The sequence below is a fragment of the Pseudomonas sp. MT92 genome (genome assembly GCF_058792515.1).
This window is the reverse complement of the sequence record NZ_JBXAFA010000001.1, coordinates 330,258-349,044: the sequence shown is the minus strand read 5'-3', so window position 1 is coordinate 349,044 and position 18,787 is coordinate 330,258. Positions and strand designations below refer to the sequence as shown.

Annotated in this window: 20 protein-coding genes; 11 read left to right on the top strand and 9 right to left on the bottom strand. The window is 61.0% G+C overall.

Features of this window, described 5'->3' with window-relative positions; genetic code table 11:
• Positions 1-5: 5 nt before the first annotated feature.
• Both thiS and AC1Q6D_RS01650 read right to left on the bottom strand, forming a co-directional pair.
• Positions 6-206, bottom strand: a complete 201-nt coding sequence (thiS, locus tag AC1Q6D_RS01655) for a sulfur carrier protein ThiS (RefSeq protein ID WP_161793944.1) — start codon at positions 204-206, stop codon at positions 6-8.
• A 71-nt stretch (positions 207-277) separates the two neighbouring features.
• Positions 278-658, bottom strand: coding sequence for a DUF423 domain-containing protein (locus AC1Q6D_RS01650; protein WP_103402815.1), 381 nt, complete (start codon positions 656-658; stop codon positions 278-280).
• Between the two features lie 74 nt (positions 659-732).
• On the opposite strand from AC1Q6D_RS01650, the gene mtgA reads away from it, so the two are divergent.
• Complete coding sequence (gene mtgA / locus AC1Q6D_RS01645) at positions 733-1,455, top strand: monofunctional biosynthetic peptidoglycan transglycosylase (RefSeq protein ID WP_047534552.1); 723 nt, start codon at positions 733-735, stop codon at positions 1,453-1,455.
• Positions 1,456-1,632: 177 nt separating this feature from the next.
• Here mtgA and rpoH read toward each other — a convergent pair whose 3' ends face one another.
• The 4 genes from rpoH to ftsY all read right to left on the bottom strand — a co-directional run bounded on the left by rpoH (position 1,633) and on the right by ftsY (position 5,673).
• Positions 1,633-2,487: an RNA polymerase sigma factor RpoH gene (gene rpoH, locus AC1Q6D_RS01640; RefSeq protein ID WP_047534555.1), complete on the bottom strand. Its 855-nt coding sequence runs from the start codon at positions 2,485-2,487 to the stop codon at positions 1,633-1,635.
• A gap of 113 nt (positions 2,488-2,600) precedes the next feature.
• Complete coding sequence (gene ftsX, locus AC1Q6D_RS01635) at positions 2,601-3,623, bottom strand: permease-like cell division protein FtsX (protein WP_103402816.1); 1,023 nt, start codon at positions 3,621-3,623, stop codon at positions 2,601-2,603.
• On the bottom strand, positions 3,620-4,291 hold the full coding sequence (gene ftsE / locus AC1Q6D_RS01630) for a cell division ATP-binding protein FtsE (RefSeq protein WP_003229148.1): 672 nt from the start codon (positions 4,289-4,291) through the stop codon (positions 3,620-3,622). The genes ftsX and ftsE overlap by 4 nt, the downstream gene beginning before the upstream one ends.
• Complete coding sequence (ftsY, locus tag AC1Q6D_RS01625) at positions 4,288-5,673, bottom strand: signal recognition particle-docking protein FtsY (RefSeq protein ID WP_103402817.1); 1,386 nt, start codon at positions 5,671-5,673, stop codon at positions 4,288-4,290. Before ftsY ends, ftsE begins: the two co-directional genes overlap by 4 nt.
• 344 nt (positions 5,674-6,017) lie before the next feature.
• On the opposite strand from ftsY, the gene AC1Q6D_RS01620 reads away from it, so the two are divergent.
• From AC1Q6D_RS01620 to AC1Q6D_RS01600, 5 genes are all read left to right on the top strand, one after another.
• Positions 6,018-7,373 carry a M16 family metallopeptidase gene (locus AC1Q6D_RS01620; protein ID WP_103402818.1) on the top strand — a complete coding sequence of 452 codons (1,356 nt, stop codon included), beginning with the start codon at positions 6,018-6,020 and terminating at the stop codon, positions 7,371-7,373.
• Positions 7,366-8,856, top strand: a complete 1,491-nt coding sequence (locus AC1Q6D_RS01615; RefSeq protein WP_103402819.1) for a M16 family metallopeptidase — start codon at positions 7,366-7,368, stop codon at positions 8,854-8,856. Before AC1Q6D_RS01620 ends, AC1Q6D_RS01615 begins: the two co-directional genes overlap by 8 nt.
• Positions 8,856-9,470, top strand: a complete 615-nt coding sequence (gene rsmD / locus AC1Q6D_RS01610; RefSeq protein WP_103402820.1) for a 16S rRNA (guanine(966)-N(2))-methyltransferase RsmD — start codon at positions 8,856-8,858, stop codon at positions 9,468-9,470. The genes AC1Q6D_RS01615 and rsmD overlap by 1 nt, the downstream gene beginning before the upstream one ends.
• A gap of 63 nt (positions 9,471-9,533) precedes the next feature.
• On the top strand, positions 9,534-10,532 hold the full coding sequence (locus AC1Q6D_RS01605; protein ID WP_103402821.1) for a hydrolase: 999 nt from the start codon (positions 9,534-9,536) through the stop codon (positions 10,530-10,532).
• 3 nt (positions 10,533-10,535) lie between these two features.
• On the top strand, positions 10,536-11,366 hold the full coding sequence (locus AC1Q6D_RS01600; RefSeq protein ID WP_103402822.1) for an AraC family transcriptional regulator: 831 nt from the start codon (positions 10,536-10,538) through the stop codon (positions 11,364-11,366).
• Positions 11,367-11,427: 61 nt separating this feature from the next.
• Here AC1Q6D_RS01600 and AC1Q6D_RS01595 read toward each other — a convergent pair whose 3' ends face one another.
• Positions 11,428-12,282, bottom strand: coding sequence for a sulfurtransferase (locus tag AC1Q6D_RS01595; RefSeq protein WP_103402823.1), 855 nt, complete (start codon positions 12,280-12,282; stop codon positions 11,428-11,430).
• 50 nt (positions 12,283-12,332) lie between these two features.
• Positions 12,333-13,001 carry a TetR/AcrR family transcriptional regulator gene (locus AC1Q6D_RS01590; RefSeq protein ID WP_047534581.1) on the bottom strand — a complete coding sequence of 223 codons (669 nt, stop codon included), beginning with the start codon at positions 12,999-13,001 and terminating at the stop codon, positions 12,333-12,335.
• Positions 13,002-13,147: 146 nt separating this feature from the next.
• On the opposite strand from AC1Q6D_RS01590, the gene AC1Q6D_RS01585 reads away from it, so the two are divergent.
• From AC1Q6D_RS01585 to AC1Q6D_RS01565, 5 genes are all read left to right on the top strand, one after another.
• Positions 13,148-14,578 (top strand): coniferyl aldehyde dehydrogenase, encoded by a 1,431-nt coding sequence (locus AC1Q6D_RS01585; RefSeq protein ID WP_103402824.1) that lies wholly within the window; start codon positions 13,148-13,150, stop codon positions 14,576-14,578.
• Between the two features lie 28 nt (positions 14,579-14,606).
• Entirely contained in the window at positions 14,607-15,152 is a 546-nt protein-coding gene (locus AC1Q6D_RS01580; RefSeq protein WP_103402825.1) for a twin-arginine translocation pathway signal protein, read from the top strand.
• A gap of 69 nt (positions 15,153-15,221) precedes the next feature.
• Positions 15,222-16,817 carry a GMC family oxidoreductase gene (locus AC1Q6D_RS01575; protein WP_103402826.1) on the top strand — a complete coding sequence of 532 codons (1,596 nt, stop codon included), beginning with the start codon at positions 15,222-15,224 and terminating at the stop codon, positions 16,815-16,817.
• 115 nt (positions 16,818-16,932) lie between these two features.
• Positions 16,933-17,412: a pantetheine-phosphate adenylyltransferase gene (gene coaD, locus AC1Q6D_RS01570; RefSeq protein ID WP_007939322.1), complete on the top strand. Its 480-nt coding sequence runs from the start codon at positions 16,933-16,935 to the stop codon at positions 17,410-17,412.
• A 220-nt stretch (positions 17,413-17,632) separates the two neighbouring features.
• A complete protein-coding gene (locus AC1Q6D_RS01565) occupies positions 17,633-17,884 on the top strand; it encodes a YfhL family 4Fe-4S dicluster ferredoxin (RefSeq protein ID WP_003176712.1) in 252 nt (83 codons plus the stop codon).
• A gap of 85 nt (positions 17,885-17,969) precedes the next feature.
• On the opposite strand, the gene mutM is transcribed toward AC1Q6D_RS01565, so the two are convergent.
• Positions 17,970-18,782: a bifunctional DNA-formamidopyrimidine glycosylase/DNA-(apurinic or apyrimidinic site) lyase gene (gene mutM / locus AC1Q6D_RS01560; protein WP_047534590.1), complete on the bottom strand. Its 813-nt coding sequence runs from the start codon at positions 18,780-18,782 to the stop codon at positions 17,970-17,972.
• Positions 18,783-18,787 lie beyond the last annotated feature (5 nt).

Sequence of the window (18,787 nt, the reverse complement as noted above, 5' to 3'; positions counted from 1 at the left end):
GACGGCTAGCCGCCGCCGATGGCATGCACGACTTCGACGCTGTCGCCGTCGTTGAGCGTGGTATCGGCATGCTGGCTGCGCGGAACGATATCCAGATTGAGTTCCACCGCCACCCGGCGTCCGGTCAGGTCCAGACGGGTCAGCAGGGCCGCAACGGTTTCACCGTCGGGCAGTTCAAAGGATTCGCCGTTCAACTGAATGCGCATGCCGGATGCCGCCATCATTTTTAGGGGCTGGCATTCTAGCCCGATCGTGACCTAAAGGTCAGCAACAAGCGTCAAGCGGTAAGCTGCAAGCGCCAGGCGGCAAGGCCCAGGCAAAACCAGCCCACCAGAAACGCCAGCCCGCCGAACGGGGTGATGATGCCGAGCTTGCTGAAGCCCGTCAGCGTCAGCACGTACAGGCTGCCGGAGAACAGCAGGATACCGATGGCAAAGGACGCTCCGGCCCAAGTGATCAGCCGACCGGGAATCTGCGTGGCCAGCAGCGCCACACCCAGCAACGCCAGGGTATGCACCAGCTGATAAGTGACGCCGGTGTGGAAAATGGCCAGGTACTCGGCACTCAGGCGACTTTTCAGACCGTGGGCGGCGAACGCGCCAAGGCCGACACCGGTGAAACCGAAAAAAGCGGCCAGCATCAGAAAGCCACGCAGCATGAAGAACTCCAGTCAGACGCAATCAACAGGGTCTGTATAATGGCCCGCTCAACGGGTTCGGCCAAGCCATCTCTATGCTGCGTATATATTTCCGTCGTTTCACGAAGGCCGTGCTCTGGTTCATGGGCGGCAGCGTATTGCTGGTGCTGATCTTTCGCGTAGTGCCACCACCGGGTACGGCATTGATGGTCGAACGCAAGATTGAATCGTGGTTCAACGGCGAGCCCATTGACCTGCAACGCACCTGGAAGCCCTGGGATGAAATCTCGGACGACCTGAAGGTCGCGGTAATCGCCGGGGAGGATCAGAAATTCCCGGAGCACTGGGGCTTTGACTTCGGGGCGATCCAGGCCGCGCTGGCCCATAACGAGCTCGGCGGCACGGTTCGCGGCGCCAGCACCCTGAGCCAGCAGGTCTCGAAAAACCTGTTCCTGTGGTCAGGTCGCAGCTGGTTGCGCAAAGGCCTGGAGGCCTGGTTTACCGGGCTGATCGAAGTGTTCTGGCCCAAGCAGCGGATTCTTGAGGTGTACCTCAACAGCGTCGAGTGGGATGACGGGGTATTTGGTGCCGAGGCCGCAGCACGACATCATTTCGGCATCAGCGCAAAAAACCTCAGCCGCCAGCAATCGAGTCTATTGGCTGCCGTGCTGCCAAACCCGCGCGTGTGGAGCGCCAGCCATCCGACTTCGTACGTTTCGCGGCGTGCGGGGTGGATACGGCAGCAGATGAGCCAGTTGGGGGGGGACAGCTATTTGATTGGACTGAACGATTCCCGCCGGGCGCCGTGGTCTCAGTAACAAGCGTATCCCCTGTGGGAGTGAGCCTGCTCGCGATGAGGTCATCACATTAAACATTGATGTCGACTGATCCGACGCCATCGCGAGCAGGCTCGCTCCCGCATTGGGTATGTGTGAGGCCAGAAACAAAAACGCCCCGATCAATGATCGGGGCGTTTTTTATTGCCTGCTTGCCGGTTACGCGGCAATCGACAACTTGAGTTTGTTCATCGCGCTCTTCTCGAGCTGACGAATACGCTCGGCCGACACGTTGTACTTCTGCGCCAGGTCGTGCAGCGTGGCTTTTTCTTCTGCCAGCCAACGCTGATAGAGGATGTCTCGGCTGCGGTCGTCCAGCACTTCCAGCGCTTCGTGCAGGTTGTGATTGGAGTTGTCGCTCCAGTCGGCATCTTCCAGTTGACGGGCCGGGTCGTACCGGTGGTCTTCCAGGTAGTTGGCCGGCGACTGAAAAGCACTGTCGTCGTCAGCTTCGGCAGCCGGGTCGAAGGCCATGTCATGGCCGGTCAGGCGACTTTCCATCTCGCGCACTTCCCGCGGCTCTACGCCGAGGCTTTCCGCCACGCGATGGACTTCCTCGTTGTTCAACCAGGCCAGGCGTTTCTTCTGACTGCGCAGGTTGAAGAACAGCTTGCGCTGGGCCTTGGTGGTCGCGACCTTCACGATCCGCCAGTTGCGCAGGATGAATTCGTGGATTTCCGCCTTGATCCAGTGCACGGCAAAGGACACCAGGCGCACGCCCATTTCCGGGTTGAAGCGCTTCACGGCCTTCATCAGGCCGACGTTACCTTCCTGGATCAGGTCAGCCTGAGCCAGACCGTAGCCGGAATAGCTACGGGCGATATGAACGACAAAACGCAGGTGGGCGAGCACCATCTGCCGAGCCGCCTCAAGATCCTGCTCATAGTAGAGACTCTCGGCCAGTTCACGCTCCTGCTCCGGCGTCAGCAACGGAATGCTGTTCACCGTGTGCACATAGGCCTCCAGGTTCGCACCCGGGACCAGAGCATATGCAGGTTGCAAAGAATTGGTCATACGAAAAAACCTCCGACTTACATAACTCGTGCAGTTAAGCACTGCGAAAATTGACCAGAAACCGTAGAACAAGTTCCCATAAACGCTGAAAGGTCAATACGAGCAAAATGATACTACTTAGGCGCAAGCTCCCTCAGGTGGCGTGCGACTGCAATCCATGCACCGATATACCCCAACAGCACAGCGCCAAGCAAGAGTGACAGACCGTCGGCAACCGGCACTCCGGCCAGCGCGAAATTGCTGCCGTACAAACCGGCCAGTCCGACTACCGCGTCATTCAGCCAGTCAAGGCCAAACGCCAATACGCCCCAGGAAAAAATCCCCGCACCGAAGCCATAAAGCGCGCCCATATAGAGAAAGGGCCTGCGCACATAGCTGTCAGTGCCGCCGACCAGTTTAATCACTTCGATCTCTGTGCGGCGGTTTTCAATATGAAGACGAATGGTATTGCCTATCACCAAAAGTAATGCAGAAACCAGAAGCACGGTCAGACCGAAGACAAAACGGTCGCCCAGCTTGAGAATGGCTGCCAGACGCTCCACCCAGACTAAATCAAGCTGCGCCTGCTGTACCTTCGGCAGATCGGAAAGTTTTTGTCTTAATGCTTCAAGTGTCGGCTTATCGACTTCTTTCGGTGTCACCAGGACCACGCCGGGTAGCGGGTTTTCCGGCAACTCCTTGAGGGCGTCGCCCAGGCCGGACTGCTGCTGGAACTCTTCCAGCGCCTGATCCCGGCCAACGTATTCGGCATCGGCCACGCCCGGCATGCCCTTGATCTGCGCGCGTAGCGCCTCGCCCTCAGCCGGGCTGGCCTCGAGCTGCAAGTACAGTGAAATCTGCGCAGCACGCTGCCAGGAACCACCCAGACGCTCAACGTTACTTAGCAAAAGTGACAGGCCCATGGGCAAACTCAGGGCCACCGCCATCACCATGCAGGTGAAAAAGCTGCCGATGGGCTGTTTACCCAGCCGGCGCAGACTGTCCAGCAGGCTGGCGCGATGGCTCTCGATCCAGGCGCGAAACAGCGTCGCGAAGTCCGGGCCATCATCGTCGTCGCCTTTTTTCCTGGTCGGTTGTGGATCGGCGGCCTTCGGCGCCACGCGTTCTGAAACCTTCGGACTGCGAGTCGCACTCATACGCCGGCCTCCCCGTCGCCGATCAATCGACCGCGCTGCAGGGTCAGCATGCGGTGGCGCATGCGCGCGATCAGTGCCAGGTCGTGACTGGCGATCAATACGCTGGTGCCCAGACGGTTGATGTCTTCGAACACGCCCATGATTTCCGCCGCCAGCCGCGGGTCGAGGTTACCGGTCGGTTCGTCCGCCAGCAGCAAAGCCGGACGGTGAACGATGGCGCGGGCAATGCCGACGCGTTGTTGCTGACCGGTGGAGAGGTCGCCGGGGTACAGATCGGTCTTGTCCGACAGCGCCACGCGCTCCAGGGCCGAATCCACACGCTTGGCGATTTCCGCCTTGGACAGGCCAAGAATCTGCAGCGGCAGCGCGACGTTGTTGAACACCGTGCGATCAAACAACAATTGATGGTTCTGGAACACCACGCCGATCTGCCGGCGCAGGAATGGAATCTGTGCATTGCTGATGGTGCTCAGGTCTTGCCCGGCCAACAGCAACTTGCCGCTGGTGGGTCGCTCCATGGCCAGAAGCAGGCGCAACAACGTACTTTTACCGGCACCGGAATGGCCGGTTACAAACAAAAACTCACCGCGACGCACTCGAAAGCTCAGCTCATGCAAGCCGACGTGACCGTTCGGGTAGCGTTTACCGACCTGTTCGAAACGAATCATGAACGCTCCCGCTCGGCAAACAGTGCCTGGACAAAGGGTTCAGCTTCAAAAGTGCGCAAATCGTCGATGCCTTCACCGACGCCGATGTAGCGGATCGGCAGACCGAACTGCTTGGCCAGGGCAAAAATCACCCCGCCCTTGGCGGTTCCGTCGAGCTTGGTCAGTGCCAGGCCCGTCAGCTCGACGGTCTGGTTGAACTGTTTGGCCTGGTTGATGGCGTTCTGGCCGGTGCCGGCGTCGAGCACCAGCAACACTTCGTGCGGTGCATCGGCGTCGAGCTTGCCGATCACCCGGCGAACTTTTTTCAGCTCTTCCATCAGGTTGTCTTTGGTGTGCAGACGACCGGCCGTGTCGGCGATCAACACATCGATGCCACGGGCCTTGGCGGCCTGCACGGCGTCGAAGATCACCGAAGCCGAGTCGGCGCCGGTGTGCTGGGCAATCACCGGAATCTTGTTGCGCTCCCCCCAGACCTGCAATTGCTCGACCGCTGCGGCACGGAAGGTGTCACCGGCGGCGAGCATGACTTTCTTGCCTTCCAGCTGCAGTTTCTTCGCCAGCTTGCCGATGGTGGTGGTCTTGCCGGCACCGTTGACGCCGACGACCAGAATCACGAACGGCTTGTTTTGCGAGGTGATTTTCAGCGGCTGCTCGACGGGCTTGAGCATGGCCGCCAGCTCGGCTTGCAGGGACTTGTACAAGGCATCGGAATCAGCCAGCTCCTTGCGCGCGACCTTCTGGGTCAAGCGCTGAATGATCACCGAAGTGGCTTCGACCCCGACGTCGGCGGTCAGCAGACGGGTTTCGAGATCATCGAGCAGCTCATCGTCGATGGCTTTCTTGCCCAGAAACAGGCTGGCCATGCCTTCGCCGATGCTGGCGCTGGTCTTGGACAGGCCTTGCTTGAGGCGGGCGAAGAAACCGGCCTTGGTTTCTTCGGTACGGACTGGCTCGACCGGCACGACGGCAGGTGCAGGCTCCGGCGCTTTGACAACCGGCGCGGCAACCACCGGCTCAATCACTGGCGCCCGAACCGGCTCTTGCGCCACTGGCGTGTGCACAGGAATCGGCGGCGTCACGTGTGGCGCCTGCTCATCTTCGACCAGGGCCACCGGCTCTTCCGCCACCGGCAACGTCAGCCAGGGCTGAGCGACCGGGGTCTGTGGCAATTCGGTCGGGGCTTCGTCAGCAGGCGCGGCAACCGGTTGCAGCACTGGCTCGGCGATTGGCAACACAACGGGCGCAGGCGCTGGCGTTGGTTCAGGAATTGGCTGTGGCTGTTCGACGGCGGGTTCCTGCGGCTTTTTGCGCAGCCATCCGAACAGGCTTTTCTTTTCGCCAGCCGCAGCTGGGGTCTTCTTGTCGTCGTTGGAACCAAACATGGGGGACGGCTATCTCACGGTAGCGACGCGCCAACGGGCGCCCCGGCAAATAAATATTCGATGCAGAACAGACTGCGATTGACCCAGCTTGTTCACGCGCAACATTTTGTCGAGGCGCTCATCGGCGCCTCATGAAATCGACTTCTCATAGGACTAAAGCAGCAAAATCGGCGAAAAAGCGGAATTCAGTTGATAAATATCCACCTTCCGTCGTAAACCCAATCAACCTGATCAAGCATAAAGGCCTGATAGGCGTGGCCGCCGCTAAAACGGATCAGTATCCTAGCACCTCCTCGCCCGCCTAGGCTAAGACCAAGCGGACAGCCCCAAAGGTTTAAAAACGAATGAATGCTCTAGCCCGCCGCGCTGCTGGCCTGCTGCTCAGCACAGTTTGCCTGCCCCTTTCGGCCCTGGCCGCCGACCCGCAACCCACCCACGAATTCACCCTCGACAATGGTCTGAAGGTCGTCGTGCGCGAAGATCATCGCGCGCCGGTGGTGGTTTCACAGGTCTGGTACAAGGTCGGCTCCAGCTACGAGACTCCGGGTCAGACCGGGTTGTCCCACGCCCTGGAGCACATGATGTTCAAGGGCAGCGAGAAAGTCGGTCCCGGCGAAGCCTCGCTGATCCTGCGCGACCTCGGCGCCGAGGAGAACGCCTTCACCAGCGACGACTTCACCGCTTATTACCAGGTACTGGCCCGCGATCGCCTGGGCGTGGCCTTCGAACTGGAAGCCGACCGCATGGCCAGCCTGCGTCTGCCGCCCGATGAGTTCGCCCGGGAAATCGAAGTCATTAAAGAAGAACGCCGCCTGCGCACCGACGACAAACCGATGTCCAAGGCCTACGAGCGCTTCAAGGCCATGGCTTACCCGGCCAGCGGCTATCACACGCCCACCATCGGCTGGATGGCGGATCTGGACCGCATGAAGGTCCAAGAGCTGCGCCACTGGTATGAATCCTGGTACGTGCCGAACAACGCCACGCTGGTAGTGGTCGGCGATGTGACCCCGGATGAAGTCAAAGCCCTGGCCCAGCGTTACTTCGGCCCGATCGCCAAACGCGACGTGCCGCCGGCGAAGATTCCGCTGGAACTGGCCGAACCCGGCGAGCGCCAGATCATCCTGCACGTGAAGACCCAACTGCCCAGCCTGATGCTGGCATTCAACGTACCGAGTATTGCCACCGCCGAAGACAAACGCTCGGTGAATGCCTTGCGCCTGATATCCGCCCTGCTCGACGGTGGCTATAGCGCACGCATCCCGACCCAACTGGAGCGTGGCGAAGAGCTGGTGTCCGGCGCTTCGTCGAGCTACGACGCCTACACCCGTGGCGACAGCCTGTTCACGCTGTCGGCAACACCCAACAGCCAGAAAAACAAAACCATCGAGCAGGCAGAAGCCGGTTTGTGGAAGCTGCTCGAACAGTTGAAAACCACCGCGCCGTCCAGCGAAGAACTCGAACGCGTGCGGGCGCAGGTCATCGCCGGCCTGGTTTATGAGCGTGACTCGATCACCAGTCAGGCCACCGCCATCGGCCAACTCGAAACCGTCGGCCTGTCCTGGAAATTGATGGACACCGAACTCGCCGAACTGGAAAGCGTGACCCCGCAAGACATCCAGAAAGCCGCCAAGCTGTATTTCACCCGCGAACGTCTCAGCGTCGCCCATGTTCTGCCAGAGGAGACGACTCATGAGTGAGCGTAAAAAATCGCGCCGGGCCCTGCTGGGCCTGATCGCTGCCATGTTAATCGGCTCTGCCGCGTTCTATTTCGCCAAGACTGATGATTCCATTGCCAGTGAAGCGCTGGATAAAGCCAAGGCCAGCCAGAAACTGCAATCACTGACCGAGCTCAACGGCAAGGCGCCGAGCCATCGCAAACTCGATGTCCAGAGCTGGAACACCGCCGAAGGCGCCAAGGTGTTGTTTGTCGAGGCCCGTGAGCTGCCGATGTTCGACATGCGCTTGATCTTTGCCGCCGGCAGCAGCCAGGATGGCGATGCACCCGGTCTGGCCACGCTGACCAATGCCATGCTCAACGAGGGCGTCGCCGGTAAAGATGTCAGCGCGATTGCCCAGGGTTTCGAAGGCTTGGGCGCCGATTTCGGCAACGGGGCCTACAAAGACATGGCGGTCGCCTCCCTGCGCAGCCTCAGCGCCGCGGACAAACGCGAGCCGGCCTTGAAGCTGTTCGCTGAAGTCGTTGGCAAACCGACGTTCCCCGCTGATTCCTTTACCCGCATCAAGAACCAGTTGCTCGCCGGCTTCGAGTACCAGAAACAGAACCCCGGCAAACTGGCCAGCGTCGAGTTGATGAATCGCCTGTACGGCAATCACCCGTACGCGCACTCCAGCGACGGCACGGCGGACACCATTCCCGCCATCACCCTGGAGCAACTGCGCGCGTTCCATCAGAAAGCCTACGCCGCCGGGAACGTAGTGATCGCACTGGTGGGGGACTTGTCCCGCACCGAAGCCGAAGCCATTGCCGCGCAGGTTTCCGCGGCCCTGCCCAAAGGCCCCGCCCTGCCGAAAATCGCGCAACCGGCTGAACCCAAGGCCAGCGTCGGCCACATCGAGTTTCCGTCCAAGCAGACCAACCTGATGATCGCGCAACTGGGCATCGACCGTGACGATCCGGACTACGCGGCCCTGTCCATGGGTAACCAGATTCTCGGCGGTGGCGGTTTCGGCACTCGCCTGATGAGCGAAGTCCGCGAGAAGCGTGGCCTGTCTTACGGCGTGTATTCGGGCTTCACCCCGATGCAGGCGCGCGGCCCGTTCATGATCAACCTGCAGACCCGCGCCGAGATGAGCGAAGGCACCCTGAAGCTGGTGCAGGACGTGCTCGCCGACTACCTTAAAACCGGCCCGACCGAAAAAGAACTCGACGACGCCAAGCGCGAACTGTCCGGCAGCTTCCCGCTGTCGACCGCCAGCAACGCCGACATTGTCGGCCAACTGGGCGCCATCGGCTTCTATAACCTGCCGCTGAGTCATCTTGAGGACTTCATGCAACAGTCGCAGAACCTGACTGTCGAGCAAGTCCGAGCCGCACTGAACAAACACCTGAGCACGGACAAAATGGTCATCGTCAGCGCTGGCCCGACCGTGCCACAAAAGCCGTTACCGGCCCCTACTGATAAACCTGCCGAGCAACCGCTCGGGGTTCCGGAGCATTAATGGCCACTTCCCGTCCTAAAAAACCGGTTCACAACGTGCATAACGGCGTGAACCAACTGCGCATCATTGGCGGCGAATGGCGCAGCCGAAAGCTGAGTTTCCCTGACGCTCCAGGTCTGCGCCCGACGCCGGACCGGGTGCGTGAAACCCTGTTCAACTGGCTGGCACCTTACGTCCCTGGCGCCAAGGTGCTCGATCCGTTCACGGGCAGCGGCGCGCTGTTCCTCGAAGCCTTGTCCCGTGGCGCAGCCCAGGGCCAGGCTCTGGATGCCAGCAGTATCGCGGTCTCCAGCCTGAAAGAGCACTTGGGTACGCTGCGTTGCACCAACGGACAGGTCCAGACCGCCGACGCCCTGCGTTACCTGGAAACCCAGACTGCAACGGCCTACGACCTGGTGTTCCTCGACCCGCCGTTCAATCAGAACCTGCTGCCTGCCGTTTGCGCCCTGCTCGAAGAACGCCAATGGCTGGCAGACGATGCCTGGGTTTATACCGAAAGCGAAAGCGCACCCTCGACCCTGGGCCTGCCAGGCAACTGGCGTCTGCACCGGGAGCAAAAGTCCGGGCGGGTCTATTATTCGTTGTGGCAACGTATGGCAGAGATTGCCGGCTAATCGATCGGCCTGAACAAGGTGCGTGCCTCCTTCAAGGCACGCGCCGCTGCTTCGAGAACAATCGTGTCCCATCCGTCAGAACGCTTCATCCCTGCCTTCGGCCTCGGCAACCCGCACTTGCAGACCTTGTGGGGACCGCTGTGGCGCAAAACCACACACATCGAGCGCGAGCGTGAACGCCTGTGGCTCGAAGATGGCGACTTCCTCGACCTCGACTGGCACGGCCCGCACAGCGTCGACGCACCCCTGGTACTGGTGTTGCACGGACTGACCGGTTCGTCGAATTCGCCTTACGTGGCCGGGATTCAAAAAGCGCTGGGCGACCGGGGCTGGGCCAGCGTCGCACTGAACTGGCGCGGCTGCTCTGGCGAACCCAACCTGCTGCCGCGCAGCTACCATTCCGGCGCCAGTGAAGACCTGGCCGAAACCATCAGGCACCTGCGGGCCAAACGCCCTCTCGCTCCGCTGTACGCCGTCGGTTATTCCCTGGGCGGCAATGTGTTGCTCAAGCATCTGGGCGAAACCGGCAGCGCCAGCGGCCTGTTCGGCGCGGTGGCGGTGTCGGTGCCGTTTCGCCTGGACCAGTGCGCCGACCGCATCGGCCAGGGTTTTTCCAAGGTTTATCAGGCGCACTTCATGCGCGAGATGCTGGCCTACATCAAGAACAAGCAGCGGCAGTTCCAGCACGACGGGCGCGAGGATGGCCTGGCAGCGCTCGCCGCGCTGGGCTCGCTGGAAAACATGCGCACGTTCTGGGATTTCGATGGCCGGGTCACCGCACCGCTCAATGGCTTCACCGATGCCGAGGACTACTATCGCCGTGCATCGAGCCGCTACTTCCTAGGCGAAATCCGCACGCCAACCTTGCTCATTCAGGCAGCCGATGACCCCTTCGTGTTTTCCCACAGCCTGCCCCAGGCACAAGAGTTATCGGCCTGTACGCAATTCGAGTTGCAGGCCAAGGGTGGGCACGTCGGATTTGTCGACGGTTCGTTCCGGCAACCGGGGTACTACCTGGAACGGCGTATCCCACAATGGCTGGCCACCTTGGTTCGCAAGTAGACCGTGAATAACCATCAGGGCGAATCCATCCACTTCTGGCAGTCCGCGCCACTGCCTGGGGTCGAATTATTGTCGGCGCGCTACATCCAGCAGCGTTTCGCCCCCCATGTACATGACGGCTACGTGATCGGCATGATCATGGCAGGCGCCCAGCGCTACCGGTATCGCGGCGCCGAGCATCTGGCAGGCAGCGGCACGCTGGTGCTGATCAACCCGGATGAACTGCACACCGGCCACAAGGGTACGGAGGATGGCTGGCTGTACCGGGCGTTTTATCCCGATAGCGGGCAGATCCTGTCGCTGCTGGCCGAACTCGAATTGCCCACCCACAACCTGCCGGCGTTCGGCGCCACGCTGTACCGCGATCCGGATCTGGTGAATGGCTTCTGCCAATTGCACCGCTTGCTGGAAAGCCCGGCTACCGCACTGCAACAACAGACCGCCTGGCGTGAACTGATGCTTTCATTGCTGCAGCGTCACGCAGCGGTTCCGGATGCCGGAAAACCGGGCAAGGAACACCGGGCGGTAACATTGGCCAAGGACTTGTTGCAAACGCAACTGGCGGCACCGCCCTCGCTGGAAGAACTGGCAGCGGCGGTGAACCTGTCGCCCTTTCACTTTGCCCGGGTGTTCCGCCGCGCCACCGGCATGCCGCCGCACACCTGGCTCATGCAACAACGCATCGCTCGGGCACGGGCATTGTTGCAGGACGGTTGTTTGCCACTGGAAGTCGCGACGCAATTGGGGTTTGCCGACCAGAGTCATCTGAGTCGGCAATTCAAGCAGGTGTATGGGGTGGGGCCAGGGGCGTATCGCAGTGCGCGCCTGTCTTGATATCTGAAATCCACCCTCCCCCTTGTGGGAGCAAGCTCGCTCCCACAAGGGTCTGCGGTGTTTATTCGCCGGTGGCGATGCCCCGAGCAGGCTCGTTGATCCACTCGCTCCAAGAGCCGGCATACAACGAGCCCAACGGATAACCCGCCAGGCACAACGCGAACAGGTTATGGCAAGCCGTCACACCGGACCCGCAATACGCCACCAGTTCGGTCGGCGAACGGCCTTGCAGCTTCGCCGCAAAACGCTGCTTGAGCTGATCGGCCGGCAGGAAACACCCGTCGCTGCCCAGATTATCGGTGAACGCCGCACACTGAGCGCCGGGGATGTGCCCGGCAATCGGATCGATCGGTTCCACTTCGCCCTTGAAGCGCGGCAGGGCGCGGGCATCGAGCAAGGTCAGCGTGGGTTGGCCGAGGCGTTTTTGCAGCTGTTCTGCGCTGAGCAAGAGCGAACCGTCAGGGCTCCCGCTAAAGGTGCCGCGCGAGATGGACGGCGCATCCAGACTCAACGGCAACCCTGCGCCGTGCCAGGCTTTGAGCCCACCATCGAGGATGAACACGCCCTCACGCTTGCCCAGCCACGCCAGCAGCCACCAGGCCCGCGCCGCGTAGGCTCCCGGACCGTCGTCATACAAAACCACTTCGCTGTCGGCATTGATGCCCCAGGCCTGCAGACGCTCGATCAGGGCGGCCGGCTCAGGCAATGGATGACGCCCGGTCACACCCTTGACCACTTTGCCGCTGAGATCGCGCTCGAGATCAGCGAAGCTCGACCCGGCAATGTGCCCTTCGGCATAGCTGCGCTGACCGTAATCCGGGTCTTCGAGGGCAAAACGACAATCCAGAATCACCAACCCCGGCTGGTCCTTCTTCAGGTCCAGCGCTTGCGGGCTGATCAGTTGCGCAATGGGCATAACGGGCTCCTGTGAGGTTGTCGAATGACGATCCTACTGCACTTTGCGCTTCACAGCTCTTCCAGCGCCTGGGCCAACGGCACATAAAACTCCTCGAACAAGGCGTTGACCGCATCGCGCGCCTGATCCGTGACAAAGCCGGCCTCCAGCACCAGCACTTGATAGACCCCGCGCTTGATCGCTTGCTCGCTGAGGTGGCTGGAATTTTCCCGCGTGGTGCACAGAAAGCGCACCCAGGACGTGAGGATGATCCAGGCATTGAGGGTCAGGGATTCGATCTGCACCCGATCCATCTTCAGGATGCCCGCCTCGACGAAGCCTTCGTAGATGTGCGTGCCCTGGATCAGGCAGCGCTGGGAAAAGCGCCGATAGCGCCCGGCCAGGTCTGCATCGCTGTCGAGCAAGTGTTCGAGGTCGCGATGCAAAAACCGGTAGCGCCACATCGCCGACAGCAGCTCCTTGAGGTAGAAGCGCTTGTCTTCCACCGTGGCGGCGCGGCCCTGGGGCGGGCGCAGGAAACTGTCCACCAGGCTTTCGTACTCACTGAACAGCACAGCGATGATCGCCTGCTTGTTGGGGAAGTGGTAGTACAGGTTGCCCGGAGAAATCTCCATGTGAGCAGCGATGTGATTGGTGCTGATGCTGCGCTCGCCCTGCTGATTGAACAGCTCGAGGCTGTTCTGCACGATGCGCTCGCTGGTTTTGATCCTTGGGGCCATGGCTTGAGCTTTAATTCAGAGTGCGTTGATGAGCATCTTACGACCTAACCGGACAGGGATAAAACAAAGCTGCGGCAGGATGCCATTTGACTTTCTAGAGCATAGACTCTAAAACGAGCCTCATTACAATAAATCCGGAGCCAACCATGACCGCTGGAATTTCCTACCTGCAAGACCTGCAGCAGCCTCTGGAAGAACTCCACAACCTCTTCAACGCGCAACGCGCCGCCTACGCCGCCAACCCGATGCCACCCGCAGCCCAGCGCCAGCAGTGGCTCAAGGCATTGCGCGACCTGTTGAGCGCTGAACGCGAACCCCTGATTGATGCCATCAGCCAGGACTTCAGCCACCGCAGCCCCGATGAAACCCTGCTCGCCGAATTGATGCCCAGCCTGCATGGCATTCATTACGCCAGCCGCCACCTCAAAGGCTGGATGCGAGCGTCGCGCCGCAAGGTCGGCGTGGCCTTCCAACCTGCCTCGGCCAAAGTGGTTTACCAGCCGCTGGGCGTGGTTGGGGTGATCGTGCCGTGGAACTACCCGTTGTACCTGGCCATCGGGCCTCTGGTCGGCGCGTTGGCGGCGGGTAATCGGGTGATGCTCAAGCTCAGCGAGTCCACGCCTGCTACCGGTTTGCTGCTCAAGGACCTGTTGGGACGAATCTTTCCCGACGACCTGGTCTGCGTGGTACTGGGCGAGGCCGATATCGGGGTCGCGTTTTCACAACTGCGTTTCGATCATTTGTTGTTCACCGGCGCCACCAGCATCGGAAAACACGTGATGCGGGCCGCTGCGGAGAACCTGACGCCCGTTACCCTCGAATTGGGCGGCAAATCCCCAGCCATCGTGTCCCACGACGTGCCTCTGAAGGACGCCGCCGAACGCATCGCTTTCGGCAAGACCCTCAACGCCGGACAAACCTGCGTGGCGCCGGACTACGTGCTGGTGCCCGAAGACCGCGTTGGCTCTTTCGTCGAAGCCTATCGCCAGGCGGTTCGCGGGTTTTTTCCGACCCTGGCCAACAACCCGGACTACACCGCGATCATCAATGATCGCCAACTGGCGCGACTCAATGGCTATATCAGCGATGCCACCAGCAAAGGCGCGCTGCTGATACCGCTGTTTGAACAGGGCCAGGGACGCCGTATGGGCCACAGTTTGCTGCTCAACGTCAGCGACGACATGACGGTGATGCAGGACGAAATCTTTGGTCCGCTGCTGCCGATCGTGCCGTACAAGGATCTGGATCAGGCGTTTGCCTACATCAACCAGCGCCCTCGCCCACTGGCGCTGTACTACTTCGGCTATGACAAACGCGAGCAAAACCGCGTGCTTCATGAAACCCATTCCGGCGGCGTGTGCCTGAACGACACCCTGCTGCACGTTGCCCAGGACGACATGCCCTTCGGCGGCATTGGCGCCTCGGGCATGGGTCATTACCACGGCCACGAAGGTTTCCTGACCTTCAGCAAGGCCAAGGGTGTGCTGATCAAACAGCGATTCAACGCGGCGAAACTGATCTACCCGCCGTACGGAAAATCCATTCAGAAACTGATCCAGAAGCTGTTCATCCGCTAACGATCGTCACCGTCGGGTAATAACAACAATGAGCCCAAGCCTGTCCGATACACCCGCGCTGTCACGGCGCGGCCTGCTCAAGTTCAGCCTTGGCGCCAGTGCCTTTCTTGCCACGGCCGGGCTGGGAGCCAGCCTGAGCGGGTGCTCGTCGAGCATCCCGGCCAGCGGATTTTCGTCTTTGCGCAGTGGCGACCTGCTGTTTCTGCGGGCACTGGTGCCGGTCATGCTCGATGGCGCCGTGGCCGTCGAAGGTATGTCCGACGCCGTCGAAGGCACCCTGAAAAGCCTGGATTACAACCTTGATCACCTGTCGCCGGAAATGCTCAAGCTGACCCGGCAACTGTTCGACGTGCTGGGCATGGCCGTGACCCGCGGGCCACTGACCGGCATCTGGGGCAGTTGGGAGAACGCCAGCGGCGCTGAGATCCGGCACTTTCTCGATCGCTGGGAGAACAGCTCCCTGGGCCTGTTGCGCATGGGGCACAGCTCGTTACTGCAACTGGTGATGATGGCCTGGTACGGCCGCAAGGAATCGTGGGCGCACTGTGGGTATCCCGGGCCGCCCACGGTTTGAAATCGAGTCGACCCTGCCGCGGGCAAGCCACCTCAGCACATCATTAAAAAACAAGACGAGACCCCGAAGATGCCCGTACCCGATCCGTTCCGCGAAGGCATGGCCCGTGGCTGGAAAACCTACAACGGCTCACAACTGACCCAGGACCTGACCCTCGAAGCGGATGTGGCGATCATTGGCAGTGGCGCCGGCGGTGGAACCACGGCCGAAATCCTCAGCGCAGCCGGTTACAAAGTACTGCTGATCGAGGAGGGCCCGCTCAAGACCAGCAGCGACTTCAAGCTGCTTGAAGACCAGGCCTACGCCAGCCTCTATCAGGAAGGCATCGGCCGCATGAGCAAGGACGGTGCGATCACCATCCTCCAGGGCCGCGCGGTGGGCGGGACCACGCTAATCAACTGGACCTCCAGCTTCCGCACCCCGGAACAGACCCTGGAACACTGGGCCAGGGAGCACAACGTCAAGGGCCACTCGCCGGCTGAAATGGCGCCGTGGTTCGAGAAAATGGAACAGCGTCTGGGTGTGGCCCCGTGGAGGGTTCCGCCCAACGCCAACAACGACGTGATCCGCAAAGGCTGCGAAAAGCTCGGATACAGCTGGCACGTGATCCCGCGCAACGTGCGCGGCTGCTGGAACCTCGGCTACTGCGGCATGGGCTGCCCGACCAACGCCAAGCAATCGATGATGGTCACGACCATTCCGGCCACGCTGGAAAAGGGTGGCGAGCTGCTGTTCCTGGCCCGCGCTGAAAAGCTCATTCTGGCGGGCGACAAGGTCACGGGCCTGCAATGCGTGGCGATGGACGAGCGCTGTGTCGAACCCACAGGGCTCCGCATCACGGTCAAGGCGCGGCATTACGTACTGGCGGGCGGCGGAATCAACAGCCCGGCGCTGTTGCTGCGTTCCGACGCGCCTGATCCGCACAAACGGCTGGGCAAACGGACTTTCCTGCATGTGGTGAACATGTCCGCCGGGCTGTTCGATGAAGTGATCAATCCGTTTTACGGGGCACCGCAGTCGATTTATTCAGACCATTTCCAATGGCTGGACGGCACCACGGGCAGGATGGCCTACAAACTGGAAGTCCCGCCACTGCACCCCGCATTGGCAACCACGCTGCTCGGCGGTTTTGGCCAGGAAAACGCACAGCACATGGCCAACCTTCCCCACACTCACGCCATGCTCGCGTTGCTGCGGGACGGTTTTCACCCAGACAGCCCGGGCGGTGCCGTCGAATTGCGCGGTGATGGCACGCCGGTGCTCGATTACCCAGTGACGCCTTATGCGTGGGAAGGCTTGCGCCGTGCGTTCCACAGCATGGCCGAGATTCAGTTCGCCGGTGGCGCCAAGGCGGTCATGCCAATGCACGCCGATGCCCGTTATGTGAAAACCCTGGGCGAAGCACGCACGCTGATCGATGGCTTGAGCCTGGAGCTGTACCGCACCCGGCTGGGCAGCGCCCATGTAATGGGCGGTTGTGCCATGGGCGAAGACCCGAAAGCCGCCGTGACCGACAGCCTCGGTCGACATCATCAGCTGACCAATCTGTCGATACACGACGGCTCGCTGTTCCCCACCAGCATTGGCGCAAATCCGCAGTTGTCGGTCTACGGGCTGACCGCGCAACTGGCGACTTCCCTGGCCGAACGTTTGAAAAACTCATGAAAACGACGAATATTCCCATCGTCTATAGTGCTTCCTTACCCAACAGGCGACTTGGCCGACCGGTTAGGCTGCGATACCATCCGACTCCCCAACGCACTCCCGCCAGGACGACGCGATGAACCGAGTGTTGTACCCAGGTACCTTCGACCCTATTACCAAGGGCCATGGCGATCTGGTCGAACGCGCCTCGCGCCTGTTCGATCACGTGATCATTGCCGTCGCCGCCAGCCCGAAGAAAAACCCGTTGTTTCCTCTGGAACAGCGCGTGGAGCTGGCACGCGAGGTCACCAAACATCTGCCGAACGTTGAAGTCGTCGGCTTCTCGACGCTGCTGGCGCACTTTGCCAAAGAGCAGAATGCCAATGTGTTCCTGCGTGGTCTGCGCGCGGTGTCGGATTTCGAGTACGAATTCCAGCTGGCCAACATGAACCGTCAGCTGGCTCCGGATGTGGAGAGCCTGTTCCTCACCCCGTCCGAGCGTTATTCGTTCATTTCCTCGACGCTGGTCCGTGAAATTGCAGCCCTTGGCGGCGATATCACCAAGTTCGTGCACCCTGTGGTGGCGGACGCCCTGACCGAGCGCTTCAAGAAATAACCCCCGCAAGCTGTGGGAGCGAGCCTGCTCCGGGCGGCGTTCCGACGATGGACGTCAACGATGACGCGGTGTATCTGGTTGCCCGCGTTGCTTTTGCGTTTTTCGCGAGCAAGCTCGCTCCTACAGTACGTCGCACCTGCGTGCAACGCAGGCGCCAATGCGGCACAATTACGCGCATTGATTTATTGCGCCCGGGCCTGTCGCCCTGGCTGGAGTTAGCATGTCCCTGATCATCACCGACGATTGCATCAACTGCGACGTCTGCGAACCCGAGTGCCCGAACGCCGCCATTTCCCAAGGCGAAGAGATCTACGTGATCGACCCGAACCTGTGCACCCAGTGCGTCGGCCACTATGACGAACCTCAGTGCCAACAGGTCTGCCCGGTCGATTGCATTCCCCTGGACGAAGCCCATCCGGAAACGCAAGAGCAGTTGATGGAGAAGTACCGGAAAATTACCGGCAAGGCTTGAGTCTTTCGATATCGGTTCGAACGCCACCGCGGGCAAGCCCGCTCCCACAAGGATCGCTTAGACCCTGTGGGAGCCCGCAGGCATTTCAGCGCTGACAGCGTGGGCAAAAGACGCTGGCGCGCTGCCCGAGCTTCACTTCCCGCAGCTCTGTCCCACAGACTTTGCACGGTTCAGCACCACGGCCGTACACGAACAGTTCCTGCTGGAAGTAGCCCGGCTGACCATCACCACCGATAAAGTCCCGCAACGTGGTACCTCCGCGCTCGATGGCGGCGGCCAGGATGCGTTTGATTTCGATCGCCAGCTTCAGATAGCGCGCCCGGGAAATGCTCTTGGCCTCGCGACGCGGGTCGATCCCGGCGGCGAACAGCGCTTCGGTCGCGTAGATGTTGCCGACGCCCACCACCACCGCGTTGTCCATGATGAACGGCTTGACCGCCATCGAACGCCCGCGTGATTGCTGGAACAACCGCTCGCCATCGAACAGGTCGGTCAGCGGCTCCGGCCCCAGGCGAATCAGCAATTCGTGGTTGAGCGGGTCAAGGCTCCACAGCATTGCGCCAAACCGACGCGGGTCGGTGTAGCGCAGGGCCAGGCCCGATTCGAGCTCGATATCCACGTGTTCATGCTTGGCCGCCGGCGTGCCGACCTCCACCAGCCGCAGATTGCCCGACATGCCCAGATGACTGATCAACGTACCGACTTCGGCGTTGATCAGCAGGTACTTGGCGCGCCGTTCTACCAGCACGATACGCTGCCCGGACAACCGCACATCGAGGTCTTCGGGAATTGGCCAGCGCAGCCGACGATCGCGCACGATTACCCGACTGACACGCTGGCCTTCCAGGTGCGGTGCAATGCCTCGACGGGTGGTTTCGACTTCTGGCAGTTCAGGCATGGTGC